15 protein-coding genes, 1 tRNA gene and 1 pseudogene are annotated in these 20,277 nt (G+C 33.3%); 4 read left to right on the forward strand and 13 right to left on the reverse strand.

Going from position 1 to position 20,277, the window contains the following annotated elements:
• Positions 1 to 111 precede the first annotated feature (111 nt).
• The 9 genes and pseudogenes from FGF67_RS13410 to FGF67_RS13450 form a co-directional block, all read right to left on the reverse strand.
• Complete coding sequence (locus tag FGF67_RS13410; RefSeq protein WP_139698274.1) at positions 112 to 1,974, reverse strand: helix-turn-helix domain-containing protein; 1,863 nt, start codon at positions 1,972 to 1,974, stop codon at positions 112 to 114.
• Between the two features lie 281 nt (positions 1,975 to 2,255).
• Positions 2,256 to 3,458 (reverse strand): annotated as a pseudogene (locus FGF67_RS13415) (IS3 family transposase).
• A gap of 50 nt (positions 3,459 to 3,508) precedes the next feature.
• Complete coding sequence (locus tag FGF67_RS13420; RefSeq protein ID WP_139698275.1) at positions 3,509 to 4,288, reverse strand: head GIN domain-containing protein; 780 nt, start codon at positions 4,286 to 4,288, stop codon at positions 3,509 to 3,511.
• A gap of 20 nt (positions 4,289 to 4,308) precedes the next feature.
• Positions 4,309 to 6,657 carry a TonB-dependent receptor gene (locus FGF67_RS13425; protein ID WP_139698276.1) on the reverse strand — a complete coding sequence of 783 codons (2,349 nt, stop codon included), beginning with the start codon at positions 6,655 to 6,657 and terminating at the stop codon, positions 4,309 to 4,311.
• A 2-nt stretch (positions 6,658 to 6,659) separates the two neighbouring features.
• Positions 6,660 to 7,484, reverse strand: a complete 825-nt coding sequence (locus tag FGF67_RS13430; RefSeq protein WP_139698277.1) for a CPBP family intramembrane glutamic endopeptidase — start codon at positions 7,482 to 7,484, stop codon at positions 6,660 to 6,662.
• Between the two features lie 151 nt (positions 7,485 to 7,635).
• Complete coding sequence (locus tag FGF67_RS13435; protein ID WP_139698278.1) at positions 7,636 to 8,760, reverse strand: helix-turn-helix domain-containing protein; 1,125 nt, start codon at positions 8,758 to 8,760, stop codon at positions 7,636 to 7,638.
• Positions 8,761 to 8,927: 167 nt separating this feature from the next.
• Positions 8,928 to 10,157: a site-specific integrase gene (locus FGF67_RS13440; RefSeq protein WP_139698279.1), complete on the reverse strand. Its 1,230-nt coding sequence runs from the start codon at positions 10,155 to 10,157 to the stop codon at positions 8,928 to 8,930.
• Between the two features lie 230 nt (positions 10,158 to 10,387).
• Positions 10,388 to 10,461, reverse strand: a tRNA-Arg gene (locus FGF67_RS13445).
• Between the two features lie 203 nt (positions 10,462 to 10,664).
• Positions 10,665 to 12,293, reverse strand: coding sequence for a sodium/sugar symporter (locus tag FGF67_RS13450; protein ID WP_139698280.1), 1,629 nt, complete (start codon positions 12,291 to 12,293; stop codon positions 10,665 to 10,667).
• A 188-nt stretch (positions 12,294 to 12,481) separates the two neighbouring features.
• Here FGF67_RS13450 and FGF67_RS13455 point away from each other — a divergent pair, with 188 nt between their 5' ends.
• From FGF67_RS13455 to FGF67_RS13470, 4 genes are read left to right on the forward strand one after another with little or no spacing between them, the layout of a single operon-like run.
• Positions 12,482 to 13,474, forward strand: a complete 993-nt coding sequence (locus FGF67_RS13455; RefSeq protein ID WP_139698281.1) for a GntR family transcriptional regulator — start codon at positions 12,482 to 12,484, stop codon at positions 13,472 to 13,474.
• A gap of 18 nt (positions 13,475 to 13,492) precedes the next feature.
• Complete coding sequence (locus FGF67_RS13460) at positions 13,493 to 14,383, forward strand: aldose 1-epimerase (protein ID WP_139698282.1); 891 nt, start codon at positions 13,493 to 13,495, stop codon at positions 14,381 to 14,383.
• 14 nt (positions 14,384 to 14,397) lie between these two features.
• Positions 14,398 to 15,546, forward strand: a complete 1,149-nt coding sequence (galK, locus tag FGF67_RS13465; RefSeq protein WP_139698283.1) for a galactokinase — start codon at positions 14,398 to 14,400, stop codon at positions 15,544 to 15,546.
• A gap of 19 nt (positions 15,547 to 15,565) precedes the next feature.
• Positions 15,566 to 16,588, forward strand: coding sequence for a UDP-glucose--hexose-1-phosphate uridylyltransferase (locus tag FGF67_RS13470; RefSeq protein ID WP_139698284.1), 1,023 nt, complete (start codon positions 15,566 to 15,568; stop codon positions 16,586 to 16,588).
• A 162-nt stretch (positions 16,589 to 16,750) separates the two neighbouring features.
• On the opposite strand, the gene rplT is transcribed toward FGF67_RS13470, so the two are convergent.
• From rplT to thrS, 4 genes are all read right to left on the reverse strand, one after another.
• Complete coding sequence (rplT, locus tag FGF67_RS13475; protein WP_136479789.1) at positions 16,751 to 17,095, reverse strand: 50S ribosomal protein L20; 345 nt, start codon at positions 17,093 to 17,095, stop codon at positions 16,751 to 16,753.
• Between the two features lie 124 nt (positions 17,096 to 17,219).
• The gene (gene rpmI, locus FGF67_RS13480; protein WP_139698285.1) at positions 17,220 to 17,417 is read right to left on the reverse strand and encodes a 50S ribosomal protein L35; all 198 of its coding nucleotides are present in this window, start codon (positions 17,415 to 17,417) and stop codon (positions 17,220 to 17,222) included.
• A 69-nt stretch (positions 17,418 to 17,486) separates the two neighbouring features.
• Positions 17,487 to 17,996: a translation initiation factor IF-3 gene (infC, locus tag FGF67_RS13485; RefSeq protein ID WP_233244082.1), complete on the reverse strand. Its 510-nt coding sequence runs from the start codon at positions 17,994 to 17,996 to the stop codon at positions 17,487 to 17,489.
• A 74-nt stretch (positions 17,997 to 18,070) separates the two neighbouring features.
• Positions 18,071 to 20,005 carry a threonine--tRNA ligase gene (gene thrS / locus FGF67_RS13490; RefSeq protein WP_139698287.1) on the reverse strand — a complete coding sequence of 645 codons (1,935 nt, stop codon included), beginning with the start codon at positions 20,003 to 20,005 and terminating at the stop codon, positions 18,071 to 18,073.
• Between the last annotated feature and the right edge of the window lie 272 nt (positions 20,006 to 20,277).

Raw genomic sequence — 20,277 nt, forward strand, 5'->3', positions numbered from 1 at the left:
ATAAATAGCTATTTGTAAATTAACCAATTCATAGGGCAGAAAAAAACACGTATGTTGCAAAAACTTTAAAGTTTTTTGAAACATATGTTGCCTTGCTAAAAATGGAACTTATTAGTTGTTAGAAACCCAAGGAAGATTCATTTTTTCCATGAGTACTATAAACCTTGAATTCGATTCAAGTTGGGTTGCAAAATATCTATAGGGTGCATCTCCCAAACGATCTCCTTTGTTGAACGCATCTTCAAGTAGGTTCATAGCTTTTTCTTGCTCATTAAGAAAGGTATAGCAATGCGCTTTTGGAAGAGATTGCTCTAAAGATGTAGCTAACCATAACATTAAGCCATCTCGTCCTGATTTATGGTAAATGAGGTTCAAATCGTCTTCAGGAATTTTATTCGTTAATAATTTAAGATTTATCTTTTTAATGTAATCCAAAACTTCCTCATCATTTTTTAATGCATAATTTGCCCAAAATTGATACAATAAGGGACGTATTTTTTCCTTGTTGAGATCTTCTCCTATTTTAGAATCTATTAAGGACTGAGGATAATTTCCTCTAAATAAATATAGTTTGGCACTTACTTCTCTAACAATGTAAGATAATGGATCTATTTCAAGCGCCTTGTTGATATGCTTACGGGCTTCATCATCCTTATCAATGTAACTCAAAAATTCTGCATATCGGTGATGAAGAGTCGAGTAGTTGTTATTAAACTCTAAGGCATTTGAAAATGAGGTTTGAGCGTTAGCCCAATCCCAATCAATAAAAAAATAAAGCGTGGCCAATACAGTGTGAGCTTCCGCGAGTCTCGGCTCTAACTCTAAAGCTTTTAAAGCGTAAGTTTCTGCTTTATTTCTGTTTTCTCGCATTTCAGTAGAATCTGAAGTTTCCCATATTTTAAGAAAATAAGTGTCACCCAAACCGGCATATGCTAGGGCATAGGTTGAATCTTCTGCAATGGCTTTGTTAAAGTAATTCGCAGCAGTTTTGTAATCTTTCCAAAGCCGCTTACCCCAGTAATAGCGTCCGAGTTGGTAAAATTCAAAAGCTTTGATATTTTCAGTTGGATTTTTCTTGATAATGTCTGTTTGTTGTTTGGTAAGAACTGTACTAAGATCTGATGAAATTTGTAATGCAATTTCACTTTGAATTTTAAAAATATCTGCTAAATCCTTGTCGAATGTTTTCATCCATATATGGTCATCACGCATGGCATCGATAAGTTGTACCGTGATTCTAACCTTATTGTTAGATTTACGAACACTTCCTTCAAGGATATGAGTAACCCCAAGTTCAGAAGCTATTGTAGGTATTTTTTTTGAAGTTTTATCTCGATAGGTTTCTGAAGATGTTCGGGAAATTACCTTAAGGTTGTTAATAGTTGCTAACCGGTTTAGCAAATCCTCCATAAGACCATCAGCAAAATATTGATTATTTTCATCATTACTTAAATTTTTAAATGGTAATATGGCGATGGATTTTTCAGTAGTGGTCGATGTTTCCTTTTTAGGAGAGAAATAATAAAGCGACCAACCCCCTAAAACCAGCATAAAAACAATTGCAACAACGTTATAGATTGTGCGGTGTGGTTTTATTTGCTGAATATTAAATCTTTTTGTTAAGAGTTTCTGCTCAGTTGTTTCAATGATAATTTTTTTTGCTTCACTAGGTGCATAACCATAACGATCGTGAAAACATTTATTAAAATAGGAGGTGCTATTGAATCCAACTTGATAGGCAATTTCGGAAATAGTAGCAGTATTCTCTTGTAGTAGTTTTAGAGCTTCATCGAGCCGAATTTCTCGAATAAACTGACTAATTGAAATACCTTTTAATTTTTTTAACCTGCGGTGAAGGTGCGAACGACTGATACCAGCAATTTCCGATAAATGTTCTACACTGAATTGTTCATTGGTAAGATTATTGAGAACAATCTGTTTCAGTTTGTGTATAAATTCCTTATCCTGGTTCATTCTATCTAAAGAGATGTTGAGGTTAAGTTTATGGAACTGTATTTTAAAGATAATATAAACTTAAGACTAAAGCAATTTTATACATCGACGATTTGAACCTAAATTAACTAGAATTTTTGTCTAAACATAACAATTGCACATGACCCATAATCCGTTTTTTAAATGTATTCAGAATAAATTTTTAGACTAAAAACAACAAAACCCCGCTATTAGCGAGGTTTCTTGTTGTGATCGCGACAGGAATGGACTTGCAACAAAAACTTGGACATTTAGTTGAGTGACTAAGCAGCTAGCTTTTTGTTATACATATCTACTTCAAATTCTTTAATTGTTCTGTTTCCTAAAAAGGAATGTCTTCTTTTGTGGTTGTACCAAGTTTCTATCCATTGAAAGATGGAAAGTTCAGCCTCAGATTTTAGTTTGTATTTATGGGCATATACCCATTCTACTTTTAATGATTTAAAAAAGGACTCTGCCACAGCATTATCCCAGCAGTTGCCCTTTCGGCTCATGGATTGTTTTATTAGACCATTATAGTTGTTTATCAAAGCCGTAAATTCTTGGCTTGCGTACTGTACACCTCTATCCGAATGGAATATCAGAGGCTGTGTTAATTCTGTGTTTTTTATTGCCATATCCCAAGCTTTTACAATGGTATCCTTAGTGGAGAGCTTACTGCTTAGTGCCCATCCTATCACTTTACGATTAAACAGTTCTATGATTACCGTAAGATATAACCATCCTTGTTTTGTTCTTATATAGGTAATATCGCTAACCCAAACCTGATTTTCTCTATCAACATCGAAACATTGGTTTAATAAGTTTGGGGCTATTGGGTAATTGTGACTGCTATCAGTAGTCGCTTTAAATTTGCGTCTTCTTTTGGCAAATAAATAATTGGCTCGCATCATACGTGCCACTCTAGGTTTAGATACCTTGTACCCCATGGCCTCTAATTCTGATTTAATCCGTGGCGCCCCATAGCTTTGGTAACTGGTCTCAAATATAGATTTGATAAGGCCCCCTAGCTTTTGATTCTCCAACCATAGGTTGCTTGGACTCGCTCTTAGCCAATAATAATAACCACTTTTGCTAACACTTAGCACCTTACACATCATCTCAACAGGGAATTTCATCTGGTGCTGCTTTATAAACCGGTATTTTCCTGTCGCTCACGGAGAAGATGCCAATCGCCTTTTTTAAGATATCACGTTCCATTTCTGCGTCTTTAAGCGCTTTTTTTAACGAGCTATCTCTTTCTCTTCATCAGTCAATTTGGGCTTACCTCGACCAGGAAAACTATTCTTGCCATAGTCCTTTAATTCCTTACGCCAACGATAAAGCACTGATGGGAATATATCTAAATCTTCACTTACTTTTTTTACGTTGCCTTTGGCATAGCTCAACTCCACTGCCTTTTGCTTAAATTCTAATGTGTAATGTTTGGGTTTACTTCTCATAATTGCTAAATTAACAACTAGCAAACATATTCTCTCATCTTTTTGTCCAGTCTAATGTAGTAATTCCATAAAGTTTAATTAGCATTGATAACACTACCAGATCCAGTAATATTGGTATTTATGATGGGTGTTCCTTTGTAATACACATCACCACTTCCTTCTATATCGACATCCAAATTATCTGAACAACTTATTTTTACATCTCCAGAGCCTTCAATGTCTATAGTGCAATCATTTACTAGAAAATCAAACCCTGAAATATTACCAGATCCTTGATTTTTAATAGCTAAACTTGTTGAAACACCGTCAATTTCAATATTCCCAGTGCCTTCATTATCTATTGAAAAAGCACCATTATTATCAACATTATGAATGTACATATCTCCAATTCCTGAATTTGTTAATCCATTTAAATTAACTACGGTAATGTTTGCACGTACCGTAATATCTCTATAATTATAATTTTCGTTTAAGCGCATCCGTAATTCATTATTACTCACACTCGCTCTCACTTGTCCAATAATGTTATCATCTGCTGTAATTTCTACGGATTGAGATGCGCCTTGAGTAACTGTCACTTCAAAAACGCCTTCGCTATTGATTTTTGCAAATGTATCAACTGTTCTTGTTTCAGTTGTTAAATTTCCTGACCCAATAAGGGTGTCATCATCGTCTGAACACGATGTAATACATGCCAATAATATTAGTATTGGTAACATAAATAAATTTTTCATTTTTCTTGTTTTTAAGTTTAACTCTTGATTTAACTTTACCAATGGTATCCATTGAAAATTTATAGGGTGCCATTCGTTTTCTGATTGATTTTTGTTGATGTGCTTATTAATTGTTTCCATAATTTTGTTTTTATTTAATGTTAAAATTCTATTTTATAGTTAATGTTTGGAATCACAGTTGTACTAAATTCTTTTTCGACCCTGTTGGTATTTAAATTGAAGTAGTGATTGTCAAATTCTTCCGTTTGAGATGAATTGATAACTTGTAAAGACCAAACCGAAGAGTGTTTAGGTTTATTTTTTCTAAAAGAAACAGTAAATGATGTTATTGGCGTATCAGGAAGTTTTTCTGAATATGAAAGGTTGCCATTAGTTTCACCATATACCACTTCTTGCATAGCTATAGATTCTTGCTCATCAATAGCTACCAAACGATTTCCGCCTAAATAATTGAGCCTAATATTGGCATTCAAAAGATTGTTTTTGGATTTACCTACTTGCCATTCTTTCCCCACAAGCGCATTAAAAACATAGTTTTTGTTTAACCTAGTATTTCTTTCAATACCATCATTTCCTGTATATTTTGAATCAAAAACAGAAGCAGAAAACAAATAGTAGAATCCTTTATTTAGGTATTGCTCTAAAGACAGGTCAATACCAAAATTTCTTCCTGTGCCAGTACTAACCAGTGTTTCTGCAAAGTATAAATTGTTTTGAATGTTGAGCGTGGTTTTAAAACCATCTTCTTCTACCGGAACATTTGTTAAATATTGATAATAAGGTTCAATACTTAACTTTAAGTTGTCTGTAAGCATTGTATTGTAAGACAGAACAAAATGGTTAGATTTCATCAACTTCAAATCTTTATTAGGTTGGTTGCCATTGTCATTAACAAAATAGATGGGTAGCGATTCTGTTCTGCTATGTAAACCATAAGCCAAAGCAAGACTTTGTTTTTCATTAATCTCGTATTTCACAGAAACTCGTGGTTCAAGGGAAATATCCTTATTCAAGTTGAAATATTGCAAGTGAAAACCAGCATTCAACTGAAACTTATTGGATAATTGAAATCTTGACTGACTAAATAACTGATATAACATAGAGTTCCCTTTTTCTTTTACAATATTTATAGGTGGTGTGTTTTGCTCATCTGAAGCACTGTTGACATCTAAATCGTAACCCAAATAATTCACATAAAACCCTGTGCGGTTGTAATGCTTTTCACTGAAGTAAGAATTAACATGGGATTGCAATGTTAGCTTGTAAAGATTCTTTTTGGTGTCAGATGGTAAAAAGGTTAGTGTATTGCTATCATCAACATATTTCTCTTTAAATGACATGCCATTTCCAGAAACCGATAATGTTGAATTAAGGTTAGACACATCATTAACTCTAATTTTATGGTTAAGCCCTGAAGCGAATAGGTATTGAGATAATTTGGATTCCCAACCATCATCTTCAGACACTCTTTCCTCAATAGGGACAGCTTCGGCATCAATACTATCATAAGCACCTATACCCCATAAAGAAAATGTTCCCATTTTTTCTGTTGGTAGCTTGATTTTATAGGACAAATCTTGATACTTAAGAATTCCAGCATCATCAGGAAGAAAAGAACCTATTAAAGCCAATGTAGAATAGCGATAGTTAAATAAGTAAGTAGCATCGTTGTTTTTACTAAAAGGACCTTCTGATGCAAAATCAAGACCTAGTATTCCTGCCTGAATGGAATACTCCCTTTCGGTTGAATTACCAGACCGTAAATTAATATCAAAAACTCCAGAAATAGCATTACCATATTCGGCAGGGAAAGCTCCTGTATAAAAATCGCTATTACCCAAAACATTGTTGCTTAATGCTGTTAAGGCTCCAGCACCTGCAATATCTAAATCAGCAAAATGATTAGGACTAGGTATTTCAACACCTTCAATACGCCATAATAAACCAGAAGGTGCATTCCCTCTAATGGAAATACCATTACTTTTTGTGGAAGGACTTGCAACACCAGAAAAGGAAGACACCAAACGTGCTGGATCATCCAATCCTCCTGCAAATCGTTGATTTTCTTCTACTGAAAATTGACGACTACTTACTGATGCTAGTCTATTAATAGGCTTTTCTTTTTGCCTTCTTGGTGTTAATACAATTTCATCTAACTGTGTAGCTTCTTCTTGAAGTTCTATGTTTAACACCACTTGCTTTCCTGAACTTACCAAAATATCACTGATGAGTATGGTTTCATATCCAAGCATTGATACTTGAAAACTTTGTCTTCCAACTGGTACGTTTTCCAAAATGAAATTGCCGTCAAAATCTACCATTGCACCTATTAATGGTTGTGAATTCAGCAGTACAACGTTTGCTCCAACTACTGGTGTTCCAGTTGCTTTTTCTAGAACTGTTCCTTTGACAGTTTGTGTGATACTTTGTGAAAATGAAAGTCCACAAAGTAATATTGAACCGATTAGTGTTATTACTATTTTTTTCATGATTAAATGGTTTTATGATTGAAGAAAAAATTCTTGTCGTTATAGATTATGTAGATTGCAAAAGCAAACAGCAAGCAAGTCTGAAACACTTTGCTCATAGGATGTGTTGCAAAAACCTCATTAAAATAGCCTGCCGCTATATGAAAAATTATGGGTAGAATAATGTTGCGATTGGCCTTGTAGTAAATCCAATTCATAATAATCACGAATGGTAATAAACTCACAAGAAAGTTTAGCGAATACAGCCAACCATCTTCTACCAAATTGCTGTGGTAATAGTTTTTTATACCAGCTAAAGGAACATGCCAAACACCCCAAAAGAGCGCAAATAATATGGATGTTTTAAAAAGGTTGAATCTAGCTCGTAAGCAATCTGTTCCGTAAGAATGCCATGCTAATTCTTCTAAAAGTGGTGCAATAAATAGCATAAACCACACAGGGAAAACGCCTGATGTAAATGAAAATGATTTGGCCAGTTGAAATTGCTCTATACTGTAACCAAACAAAAGTGAAATACCTTGAGCCAATAAAATACTTAAAGGCATTAACACAAACGTGAGAATAATGTAAGTGGATTTGACCCCTTGAAAATTAAAGAATCTTCGCTTAATATCAGAAAGCAAAGCTTGATTACCTTTTGCAAAAAACAATGCAATACCAACAGGTGCTAGCAAGCCTATAAAAGCTATAATACTAGCTGATAGATGCCATAAATTGTTACTTGATTCAATATGACTTATATAGCCTGCAATGAACCATAATAACCAAGGAATTGCTGTAGATAATACATAAAATAAAGTTGCCTGATGATACATTTTGAAGTTCATAACTTCTGTTTTTGAAATTATTCTGATGCAAATATTTATCAAAAACAAAGGCGCATCGCCTTAACGTGAAAGTCTGAACTTATTTTAGGTACGAACTTACAGGATTGCACCTATTGCAAGTCAATTAAAATTAAAAATTGACAGATGATATCTAGCTTTTTAAGCTAGACAAATATTGTGAAGGTGTAACAGATTTTATTTTTTTAAAGGCAGTATTAAATGTGGATTTCGAATTAAAACCTGAATCATAAGCATTTGCCAATAGGCTAAACTCTGAATTGTTTTGAGCATTTTCTATGAACTCTTCAACACGATATTTATTCACAAAATCGTAAAAATTTACTTTTTCGTATTGGTTTATTACTTGAGATAAATGATTGGTAGAAGTTGATAAATCTTGCGCTAATTCACTTATGGTTAATTTAGGATTTAAATAGGGCTTATCTTCTTTCATTAACTCTAGTAATTCATCATGTATTTTAGTGGCATCATCTTTCTTTAAACTTGAATTTTTATATTCACTTTCTGTTTTAACAAGCTCTATTTCTTGAATACTTGTATTAGCAAACAAATCTTGCTGTCTTATTCCTGAATAACCTGTAAAAACAATAAAGCCAACTATAATGGAATAGAATAAAATATCTGCATTAAAAGGAAATTGAAAACCAATAACTTCTCTTAAAATAGATACAATAGTTCCTACTAGAAAAAATAAACCTATCCCAATAATTGTATACCGCAACCATTTTAAATTGATTCGTGTCGTATCTGAAAAACTCTCCTGTACTACTTTTTCTCTTTTTACAAGTTTTATGTACGCTAAAATGGTATAGGTTATTCCTGAAATAATAAATCCTACCAACATAATGGATGCCAATGTGCCATTATAGTCATCTATTGTTCCCTTATAAACTTGAACTTTCTTTTTTGTCGAATAGAAAAAAAAGAAATGGAACATTAGAAAATAAGATAATAAGGCTGGTAAAAAATGTAGATAATCAACTTTTCTTAAATGTGAATTATTCTTAATTGAATACAACACATATAAGTATAAAAATGGCCCATACAAAAAGGGCAATGGTGCTGTAACACCTATAAGGTGTGGATACATTTCCCAATATCCTTTATGAAACAAGAAATAACCTGTTAAATGAATTCCTATTACAAATAACCAGGCAGCCAAAAGATTATCTGTAAGTACTTTATCTTTTTTGGAAAACAAAAGGATTCCTAAAAAAATGGATAAAACTATTCCTATGTTTAAAACAATCTCCAATTATTATTTGATATCTTTTATTCTGATATCACAGACTAAAGATAATAATACCTAAACATAATAGCTTCAAATATTAAACTATTTTGATATAAACATGAGGGAATTTTATTAGACTAAATATAGATTGCAATTCATTCCGAGTATTAGCAACCATATATTTTTCACTCTTAACTGACCCTGTTTATCTTTTTACTTAATTCAATCATGTCTTCGCTAACCTTTCGTTCAATAACTCTTGCATAAATTTGAGTCGTAGCAATTTTAGTATGACCAAGTAGTTTTGAAACAGTTTCAATGGGAACACCATTTGAAAGTGTTATTGTAGTCGCAAATGTGTGTCGTGCAATGTGAAAGGTTAAATGTTTTTGAATGTTACATAAGTCTGCTATTTCTTTTAAGTAACTATTAATTTTCTGATTAGAAAATTTAGGTAATAGGCTATTTGAGGCTACAACCCTTATATTGTCTTGGTATTTTACTATGATTTTCTTTGCTTGGTCTAGTAGTGGAATTTTTACTGAAGTACTCGTTTTTTGTCTTTTAGTAACTACCCAATCATTACCATCAATTCCTTTAACAATATTGTTTTTGGTTAGTGAATTCATATCTATAAATGAGATACCTGTGTAGCAGCTAAAAACAAACAAGTCTTTAACTATGTTAAGTCTTTCAATAGAACTAGAAAACCCTTCTAGACTCAATAATTCTTTTTCTGAAAGAAACTCTCTTTCACGCTTTTCATATGAAAATTTAAAACGTATGAAAGGATCTTTATCAATCCGCTCAATATGAAATGCCATTGTAACCATTTTGCGTAACCTTTGCAGATGTTTCATAGCAGTATTATTACTAATCTTTCTTTGGTGGTCTGTTGGTTGATACATTTTTAAGTATTGCTCAAAATCTACAATAAAAGCATAGTTTAATGTTTTTAAATAGACATCATTTGTTTTATAGTTTTTCTGGACAAACTCTTTTAAATACTTCTGGGTAGTTTTATAATGCTTCATGGTATCCTTATGAAGCTTTAACACCATTATATTATTGTGATATTCAAAGAGCTCTAACAAGCTTTTATGTTTTTCATCTTCACCCAAAAATTTTGACTTAATTGCTTGTGCTGTGATGAGCTTATTTTCTCTCATCAAATCTTCATAAGCTTGGTAGATTTTATTGCGAACTTGTTCCAGGAATTGGTTTAATAATTTGGCATTTTGTTTATTGCCTTTTACAATACCTTTTGATGAATCCCAATCCGAAAGTAGTACTTTACGCTTAAGGCTAATATTAACTCTTTTACCGTTAACAGTTACTCTTGCGTAAATGGTAGATTGATTGTTTTTTGTTCTTGAAGTATTTACCCAAAATAAAAGGGCAAACGTTGACCGAGTTCTCATAGTTGTCGTCTTTTAGTTAAACATTATTCAAAGACGAAAGTCAAATCAACTATTTGTATTTCAGCTTTTTACAGCTTATTCGGTCAACACTTTTCTAAAATTTTGTTTGTTAACCGATTTGTATTCATTTGATATGAAATTCTATCAAATCTTATGGTGGTCTAAAAACTACAAAACCTTGTAAATCATATAGTTTACAAGGTTTTATCACTAATTGAATTAGTGTGTAGTGATCGCGACAGGATTCGAACCTGTGACCGTCTGCTTAGAAGGCAGATGCTCTATCCAGCTGAGCTACGCGACCTATAAAAATGATTATTTCATTTCTGGTGCGCAAATATAAAATTAACTAAATACCTAACCAAAAGAAATCTTTATAAATTTTATTATTTATTTCCTCTAAAGTAAGAGAAGCTAAAAATCAACTTTTTATGGTAATGCGGATACTTAAAAAAACAAAAGCACCACTTAAAAATGGTGCTTTTACAACTTAATACAGTTATTTTTTTACCAGAATAAAGCGTATAAAATGGCTAAAATAATGCATACCACAAACGAACCAACATTAAATAAAGGTGAGGTTCTAAATAGGTTTTTAGTCAATGGAATACCTTTAGGATCATCAGCACCTTTGTTTTCTATATTACTTACAATTATTGTCACTGCCATAGAAAGTAACGTTGTTATACCCATTTGATGCATCCATGGTTCTAAACCAGGAATAGGAATAAATTTTAATGCTAATGCTATTGGAATTGAAAGTACTGCTCCCCAAATAGCCCCGTTATTAGTAGTTTTCTTCCAAAATAATCCTAATAAGAATACTGCTAAAATACCTGGGCTTACAATTCCTGTATACTCTTGGATAAACTGGAATGCTTGATCAATTCCTCCTAAAAGAGGCGCCATAATACAAGCAATTACTAGTGCCACAAAAGCAGAGACTCTGCCTGTGTTTACAGTAGCTTTATCACTTGCATTTTTATTAATATATTGTTTGTAAATATCCATGGTAAATATAGTAGAGGTAGAGTTAAGCATAGAAGCCAATGACGATACAATGGCTGCGGCCAATGCTGCAAAGGCCACTCCTTTAAGTCCTACCGGTAAAAATTGTAACAACCAAGGATACGCTTTATCAGCTTGTTCCGCAGAAGGCATGTTTAACATACCAACCTCGCCTAAATTAGACATGATTGATGGATCATTCACCATTACATAAGCTGCAATACCAGGAACTACAACAATTAATGGAATAAGTAACTTTAAAAATGCTGCCAATAAAATACCTTTTTGAGACTCTCTTAAAGACTTGGCGGCTAAGGTTCTCTGAATAATATATTGGTTGAACCCCCAGTAATATAAATTCGCAACCCAAAGGCCACCAATAAGAACCCATATACCCGGTAAATTTATATAGTTGTCATTGGATTCTTCAAGGATCATATGAAATTTCTCAGGTGCGGCTTCAACAACTTTTGAGAATCCAGCGAGCATACCTTCGCCTCCAGAAACCGTGTTTAAAGCCAAATAGGTAGTTACTAATCCCCCTAAAACCAAGAACACAACTTGAATCACATCAGTCCAAGCTACAGCCGATAATCCACCGTATAGTGAGTACGCAGCCGCAAAAAGAGCCAGTCCTATAATAGCGTACATCATGTCTATACCCATAATCGTTTCAATAGCTAAACCTCCTAGATAAAGTACTGAAGCTAGGTTTACAAAAATGTATAATGCTAACCAAAACACAGCTAAAATGGTTTTAAGGTTTGTTGAAAAGCGCTTTTCTACAAACTCAGGAATGGTATAAAGTCCTTTTTCAATAAAAATGGGTAAAAAGTATTTACCAACAATAATCAAAGTTAAGGCGGCCATCCATTCGTATGAGGCAATAGCAATACCCAAGGCGAAACCAGAACCTGACATACCAATAAATTGCTCTGCCGAAATATTGGCTGCAATAAGCGATGTACCAATAGCCCACCACGGTAACGATTTACTTGCTAAGAAATAATCTTCGGCATTTTTTTGATGCCCTTCTTTATCTCTTGATACCCATAATCCTACACCCAAAATTAAAATGGCGTAAGCAATAAAGACTATATAGTCCCACATTTCAAAACCTGCTGTCATAATATAAAAATTAAGTTTAGTTAGTAATAAAGATTTCAAATATATAGATTTAAAATTAAATAAGGAACCTCTTAAGCTCAATAAATTCAAATGCTAGTCAAATTTTACCAAACTAGTAGGGTCTGGTAGGTTTTTAAGAAAATTAATATTACATTTGTTACATCAATACTATGATGTAGCTATCAAAAATGATTAAGGTTAAGCAAAAGATTGGTGTTCCTAAATACAGGCAAATTATTAGTTCTGTAGAAGATGCTATTTTAACAGGCACTTTAAAAAAAGGGGATAAATTGCCTTCTATAAATCGTGTGAAAGACGACCACAAATTGTCTAGAGACACAGTTTTAATGGCTTTTAATGAACTGAAAGCACGGGGTATTATTCAGTCTATTGTAGGTAAGGGGTATTATGTAGCAAGTGAACATATTGAGGTGTCACAAAAAGTGTTTTTATTATTTGATGAACTAAATTCCTTTAAAGAAGATTTATATAACTCGTTTCTTGAAAATTTAGGTGACAACATTCAGGTGGATATATTTTTTCATCACTTTAATGAAAATCTGTTCAATAAATTAATTTATGATAATGTAGGAGATTATAACTATTATGTTGTTATGCCAGCTATTCTAAAAAATACGAGAGCTTCTATTCAAAATTTACCTCAAGACAAAGTTTATATTCTTGATCAGTTACATGAAGATTTGAGCGAATATCCAGTGGTTTATCAAAATTTTGAAAAGGCCATAAAAAATAACCTGACCAAAGTTTTGTATCTTTTAAAAGAATATAATACCATGGTTTTGGTTTTTTCAGAAGCACGTCAACCTGAAGCTATGAAAAAAGGATTTATTGATTTTTGCAAAGAAAATAAAATGCCTTACAAAATTGTATCTACTTTAAGAGATAAGCGTTTAGAAAAAGGTGAAGTGTATATTATTCCAGAAGATAAAAATCTGCTAAGAGTAATTAAAATGATGAAAAGCCAGGATTTTAAATTGGCCAAGGATATAGGTATTATTTCTTATAACGATACGCTACTGAAGGAGCTTGTAGAAGGAGGAATAACAACTATTTCCACAGATTTTAAGAAAATGGGAAAGTGTTTAGCCGAAATGATTTTGAATAAACAACCCGACCAAATAGAAAACACCAACAATTTAATAATTAGAAATTCATTGTAAAAAACTAGATTAAAAACAGTGTACCATATTAAACATAACAAAAACAGCAATACTTTAGAGATTGAAGAAACCGAAAACAATCTTTACAGTAAAATTTATCTTGATTTAGGCGCAAGCCTACAAGAACTTACCCTTGGTAGTCATGCCATTATCCAAGACCTAACACCTTTACATTACGATGACACTTATGCGTCTTCTATACTATTTCCTTTTGCTAATAGAATAAAAGATGGAAAATATGAGTTTGAAGGCGAAAAGTATCAGTTTAATCCAAATCAAGTTGAAGAACATAATGCACTTCATGGTTTGGTTTATAACAAGACGTTTCAAATTATAGAACAAGAAGCCTCTCAGGAAAATGCTAAGATTGTTTTAGAATATATTGAAAGTCAGATATCTGTCGGTTTTCCCTTTACATACAAAATTCAGCTTACCTACCTCTTTGCCAAAACAAGTTTAGATTTAAAAGTAGAAGTTTTGAATACAAGTGATAAAACATTCCCGTTTACTCTTGGTTGGCATCCTTACTTTATAAGTGATGACTTATTTAATAGTTCTATATCATTTTCCAGTTCTAAAAGAATTGTTTTAGGCGATAGAAATATTACAACGGGCACCGAAGAATTGGTTGATTTTAAAGGGTTAAAGATTGAAAACAAACAATTAGATGATTGTTGGGAACTTGACAATCAAAAGGCAACATTTAACACACCAAAATATAGGTTAGAATTAAGTGCCACAGGAAATAATAACTTTCTCCAAAGTTATACACCTCCTAGAAAAAACACAATTGCTATTGAACCAACCACAGGTGTTTCTGATAGCTTTAATAATAATATAGGACTTCAAACTTTAAACTCAGGTGAATCTTATAGCATTACCTGGGGATTAAAAATATACAACAACTAAACAAACGCAGTAACATGAGTGCAACACTAATTAAAGATGTCAAATCAAAATTTTTAGACACATTTGGAGAAGAACCTCTTTTAGTTTTTTCTCCTGGAAGGATTAATATTATTGGAGAGCATACCGATTATAATGATGGTTTTGTATTTCCTGCAGCCGTTGATAAGGGGATTGCGGCGGCCATTCAAAAGAGTGATACAGGTAGCTGCTGTGCTTATGCTGTAGACAAAGAGAGTAAGGTTGAATTTGAATTAGATAAAATTAAACCACAACATGAAGGAGCTTGGGTAAACTACGTGTTTGGTGTTGTTGCTGAAATTCAAAATAGAAATAAAGTTATTGGTGACTTTAATATCGTTTTTAAAGGTGATATTCCTGGAGGTGCAGGCATGTCTTCTTCTGCTGCCCTAGAAAACAGCGTGGTTTTTGGTTTAAATGAATTATTCGAGTTAGGTTTATCTAAACATGAAATGATTTTGATTTCTCAAAAAGCAGAGCATAATTACGTGGGTGTAAAATGTGGTATTATGGACCAATACGCTAGTATGTTTGGTATAAAAAATAACGCCTTGCATTTAGATTGTAGAACGGTGGAGTCTAAACCCTACGAAATTGATTTTAAAGATCATCAATTAATGCTTATCAATACAAATGTTAAACATAGTCTGTCTGATAGTGCTTATAACGATAGACGTTCGGCTTGTGAAAGTATTTCAGAGTTGCTTGGAGTTAAGGCCTTACGTGATGCTACCGAAGCCGATTTAGAAACTATAATAGATAAGGTAACTCCTGCTAACTACCAAAAAGCACTTTATGTTATTCAAGAAAACGCTAGAACTTTAAAAGCAGCGAAAGCAATTGAGGATGGCGATTTAGAAACCTTAGGAAAATTAATTTATCAATCGCACGATGGCCTGTCTAACCAGTATAAAGTAAGTTGCGACGAGTTAGACTTTTTAGTTGAGCAAGCCAAGAAAAATAAGCACGTTTTAGGCGCTAGAATGATGGGTGGTGGTTTTGGTGGTTGTACTATTAACTTAGTTGCCAAAAATGAAGCTAAAGCCTTTGCTGAAACAGCTTCAAAAGCCTATTTGAAGAAATTTGATAAAGAATGCTCGGTGTATTTCATTGAACTTTCTCAAGGTACACACGTAGTAAAATAAAAGATAAATTACAGAAATAATGGAAAATACAGATTTACAAGATTATTCACATAAGCGCTATAATATTCTTACTGGCGAATGGGTGTTAGTTTCACCACATCGGGCCAAACGTCCATGGCAAGGACAAAATGAAGCTGTAAATAATGAAAAGCGTCCCACTTATGACGAAACCTGTTATTTGTGTGCTGGAAACACGCGAATTAATGGAGAAGTTAATCCTAAGTATGAAGATGTTTTTGTGTTTACAAACGACTTTGCTGCGTTACAAAATGATTCTAAATCTTTTGAAGTGAATGATGGTTTGTTGGTGGCTCAAAGCGAAACTGGTATATGTAAAGTGATTTGTTTTAGTCCGGATCACTCAAAAAGTTTAGCCGATATGACCCCTGTTGAAATTCAAAAAGTAGTGTTTCAGTGGCAAAAAGAATATAAAGAATTAGCCAACAATCCTGCCATTAATTATGTTCAAATTTTTGAAAACAAAGGTGCTGTTATGGGATGTAGTAATCCGCATCCACATGGGCAAATTTGGAGTCAGTCTACTTTACCTAACGAAGTAGATAAAAAGAACATCCAGCAGGTAAATTATTATAGTAAAAATAAAACTAGCTTACTTGGTGATTACTTAAGCCAGGAGTTAGAAAAACAAGAACGCATCATTTTTGAGAATGATAATTTTGTAGTGCTTATTCCTTTTTGGGCAGTTTGGCCTTTTGAAACTATGATTGTTCCAAAAAAACATCAAACAAATATTTTAGAGATGGATGACGCGCAAGCATTGCAATATGCTGAAGCCATAGCGGTTATTACAAAAGCATATGACAAGCTTTTTAATACATCTTTTCCGTATTCAAGCGGCATACATCAATCACCTACCGATGGTAATGAAAACAAGCACTGGCATTGGCATATGAGTTTTTATCCACCATTACTAAGAAGCGCTACCGTTAAAAAGTTTATGGTGGGGTATGAAATGTTCGGATCCCCACAACGTGATATTACAGCAGAAAGTGCCGTGAAAATGATTAAGGCTTTGTTATAATTTTTAAGCTTATAATACATGATTAATAGCCACCCAAAAGAAGAGTCTAATATAGAAATATTAGACTCTTTTTCTTTTGTAAAAATGACATAAAAAAATCCGACTCTTTCGAATCGGATTTTTTATTAAGCGAATAATATGTTTTACAATAGGCAAAAAGCCTTATTTTACTTTGTCAATTACAGCTTTAAAAGCTTCAGGATTATTCATAGCTAAATCTGCTAAAACCTTACGGTTTAATTCAATATCATTAGCTTTTAATTTTCCCATAAATTGAGAATAAGATAAACCATGTTCTCTGGCACCTGCGTTAATACGTGTGATCCATAAAGCACGGAATGTTCTCTTTTTGTTTCTGCGATCTCTGTACGAATATTGCATCGCTTTATCAACCGCATTTTTAGCTACTGTCCAAACGTTTTTACGTCTTCCAAAGTAACCTTTTGCTTGTTTAAGAACCTTTTTTCTTCTGGCTCTTTTTGCTACAGAATTTACTGATCTTGGCATAATTTTAATTGTTTTTTTGTAGTAGGCGATTCAATTATTCCGAATTATTTATTCCGAATTCTGAATGCTTTAAATTGGCCTAACTCCAGGGTTTATAAATTGTTTTAACCGATTAAAACAGGTATTACTTTAAACGTAACATTGTTTTAACATTATCCTCATCAGCTTTGTGAACCAAAGTGTCATGAGTTAAAGCTAACTTACGCTTTTTAGATTTCTTTGTTAAGATATGACTCTTAAAAGCGTGCTTTCTTTTGATTTTACCAGTACCTGTTAACTTAAAACGTTTTTTGGCACTAGATTTAGTTTTCATTTTAGGCATTTTCTTTTCCTAGGTTTTAATTATTTCGCTTAATTATTTTTAATTTTGAATTTTACTTCAGTATCTATATTACTTTTTAGGAGCAATAAACATAGTCATACGTTTTCCTTCTAATCGAGGCATTTGTTCAACTTTACCATATTCTTCAAGGTCTTGGGCTAATCTTAATAATAAGATTTGACCTTGTTCTTTAAATATGATTGAACGCCCTTTAAAGAATACAAATGCTTTTAGTTTAGCGCCTTCTTTTAGAAACTTTTCAGCATGTTTCTTTTTAAATTCATAATCATGATCATCAGTTTGAGGACCAAAACGAATTTCTTTGATTACAACTTTACTGGCTTTAGATTTTAAAGCTTTTTCGCGTTTCTTTTGTTCATAAAGAAACTTTTTGTAATCCATAACTTTACAAACAGGAGGATCTGCATTAGGTGAAATCTCTACTAAATCCAACCCTTGTGCATCTGCTATCCTCATAGCATCTCCTTTGGTGTAAATACCTACTTCTACGTTGTCTCCAACAAGGCGTAACTTTTGTGCTGTAATTTTAGAGTTAATCTTATGTTTATCCTCTTTAATAACCCTTCTGGGTTGCTGTTTTCTTCTAATTGCTATGGCGTAATAGTTTTAAATTAAACTTAGTTTATTTTTTGTTAAAACGATTTCAACGTTTTTTTAATATCCTCTTTAACAATGTTGGTGAATTCTTCAACAGAAATCATGCCTAAATCGGCGCCGCCATGTTGGCGTACCGTTATCTTACCTTCTTTTTCTTCTTGCTCCCCAATTATAAGCATATACGGGTGTTTTTGCATTTCGGATTCCCGAATTTTCCTCCCAATAGTCTCATTTCTATGGTCTACAAGGGCGCGAATTTCGGCATTTTCTAGCAAATTTAAAACTTTTTCAGAGTATTTTTCGTATTTCTCACTAATAGACAATATAATCGCCTGTGTTGGCATAAGCCATAATGGGAAATTACCTCCTGTGTGTTCTAATAGTAAAGCTACAAAACGTTCCATACTACCAAATGGTGCGCGATGTATCATAATAGGTCTGTGAGATTCATTGTCACTCCCTTTATAGGTGAGGTCAAAACGTTCAGGTAAATTATAATCTACTTGAATGGTTCCTAGCTGCCAGCGTCTTCCTAAGGCATCTTTAACCATAAAGTCTAGTTTAGGTCCGTAAAATGCAGCTTCACCTTCTTCAATGACATAATCTAGACCTTTATCTTGTGCGGCATTGATTATAGCTTGTTCGGCTTTTTCCCAATTAGCAACATCACCAATATATTTGTCTGGATTTTTTGGATCTCTAACCGAAACCTGAGCCGTAAAATTTTCAAATCCTAAAGAGCCAAATACATAAAGCACTAAATCTATTACGTTTTTAAACTCTTCATCTAATTGTTCTGGCATGCAAAAAAGGTGAGCATCATCTTGAGTAAAACCTCTAACCCTTGTTAGGCCATGTAGCTCACCACTTTGTTCATAACGGTAAACGGTTCCAAATTCGGCATAGCGTTTAGGTAAATCTTTATAACTCCATTGAGCACTTTTGTATATTTCGCAGTGGTGCGGACAGTTCATTGGTTTTAGTAAGAATTCCTCATCTTCTTTAGGAGTGTGTATAGGTTGAAAGCTGTCTTCACCATATTTAGCATAATGTCCAGAAGTGACATAAAGTTCTTTTTGACCAATATGAGGGGTGACCACCATTTCATACCCAGCTTTTTTCTGGGCGGCTTTTAAGAAGTTTTCTAAGCGTTCGCGAAGCGCTGCACCTTTAGGTAACCATAAGGGTAAGCCTTGACCAACTTTTTGAGAAAATGTAAAAAGCTCTAATTCTTTTCCCAATTTTCTATGATCCCGTTTTTTGGCCTCTTCTAGCATGTGTAGATACTCGGTAAGGTCTTTTTGTTTTGGGAATGAAATGCCGTATACTCGAGTTAGTTGCGGTTTGTTTTCATCACCACGCCAGTAAGCTCCAGCTACACTTAAAATTTTCACTGCTTTAATGATGCCTGTATTTGGAATATGGCCACCGCGGCATAAATCGGTAAATGTAGAATGATCGCAGAAAGTGATAGTGCCATCTTCAAGATTTTCAATAAGCTCTGTTTTAAATTCATTATCCTTATATAAGGACAAGGCTTCGGCTTTGGTAGCCGATCGCATTTTAAAATCATGCTTGCCCCTGGCTATTTCAAGCATTTTGTTCTCGATAGCTTTAAAATCCTTTTCAGAAATGCTGTGCTCACCAAAATCTACATCATAATAAAATCCATTTTCAATAGCAGGACCTATGGTTAGTTTTGATCCAGGATACAATTCCTCAATAGCTTGTGCTAATACGTGTGCGCTACTATGCCAGAAGGCTGTTTTACCAGCATCATCTCTCCATGTATATAATATCAAAGAGCCATCTATATGTAATGGGGTAACGGTTTCAATCGTAGTTCCATTAAAACTAGCAGAAATTACATTTCTAGCAAATCCTTCACTAATGCTTTTAGCAACATCCATTGGAGTAACGCCTTTGTCAAACGCTTTTATATTTCCATCGGGTAAAGTAATATGTATCATAAATCAAATTAAATTCGGCTGCAAAGATAATAGTATAAACAAATCCACACAATATTATAATATGTTTAATCATTTAATATAGGATTTGTATTCCCAGGCCTTATTGTTATCTAAAGAAGTGTTTTTACTATATGTTAAGATAAAGTTTTTATTCAAGTTGTTTTAATAGTTGTATTTCTTACTTTCTAAAAAATGAATCCTACTTCTCTGTATAATATAGTATAGAATAAGGATGAATTTGTTGTTCCTTTAATATGATTTATATGTAATTT

Source organism: Allotamlana fucoidanivorans, from assembly GCF_006265225.1.
GTDB classification, from domain to species: Bacteria; Bacteroidota; Bacteroidia; order Flavobacteriales; family Flavobacteriaceae; genus Allotamlana; species Allotamlana fucoidanivorans.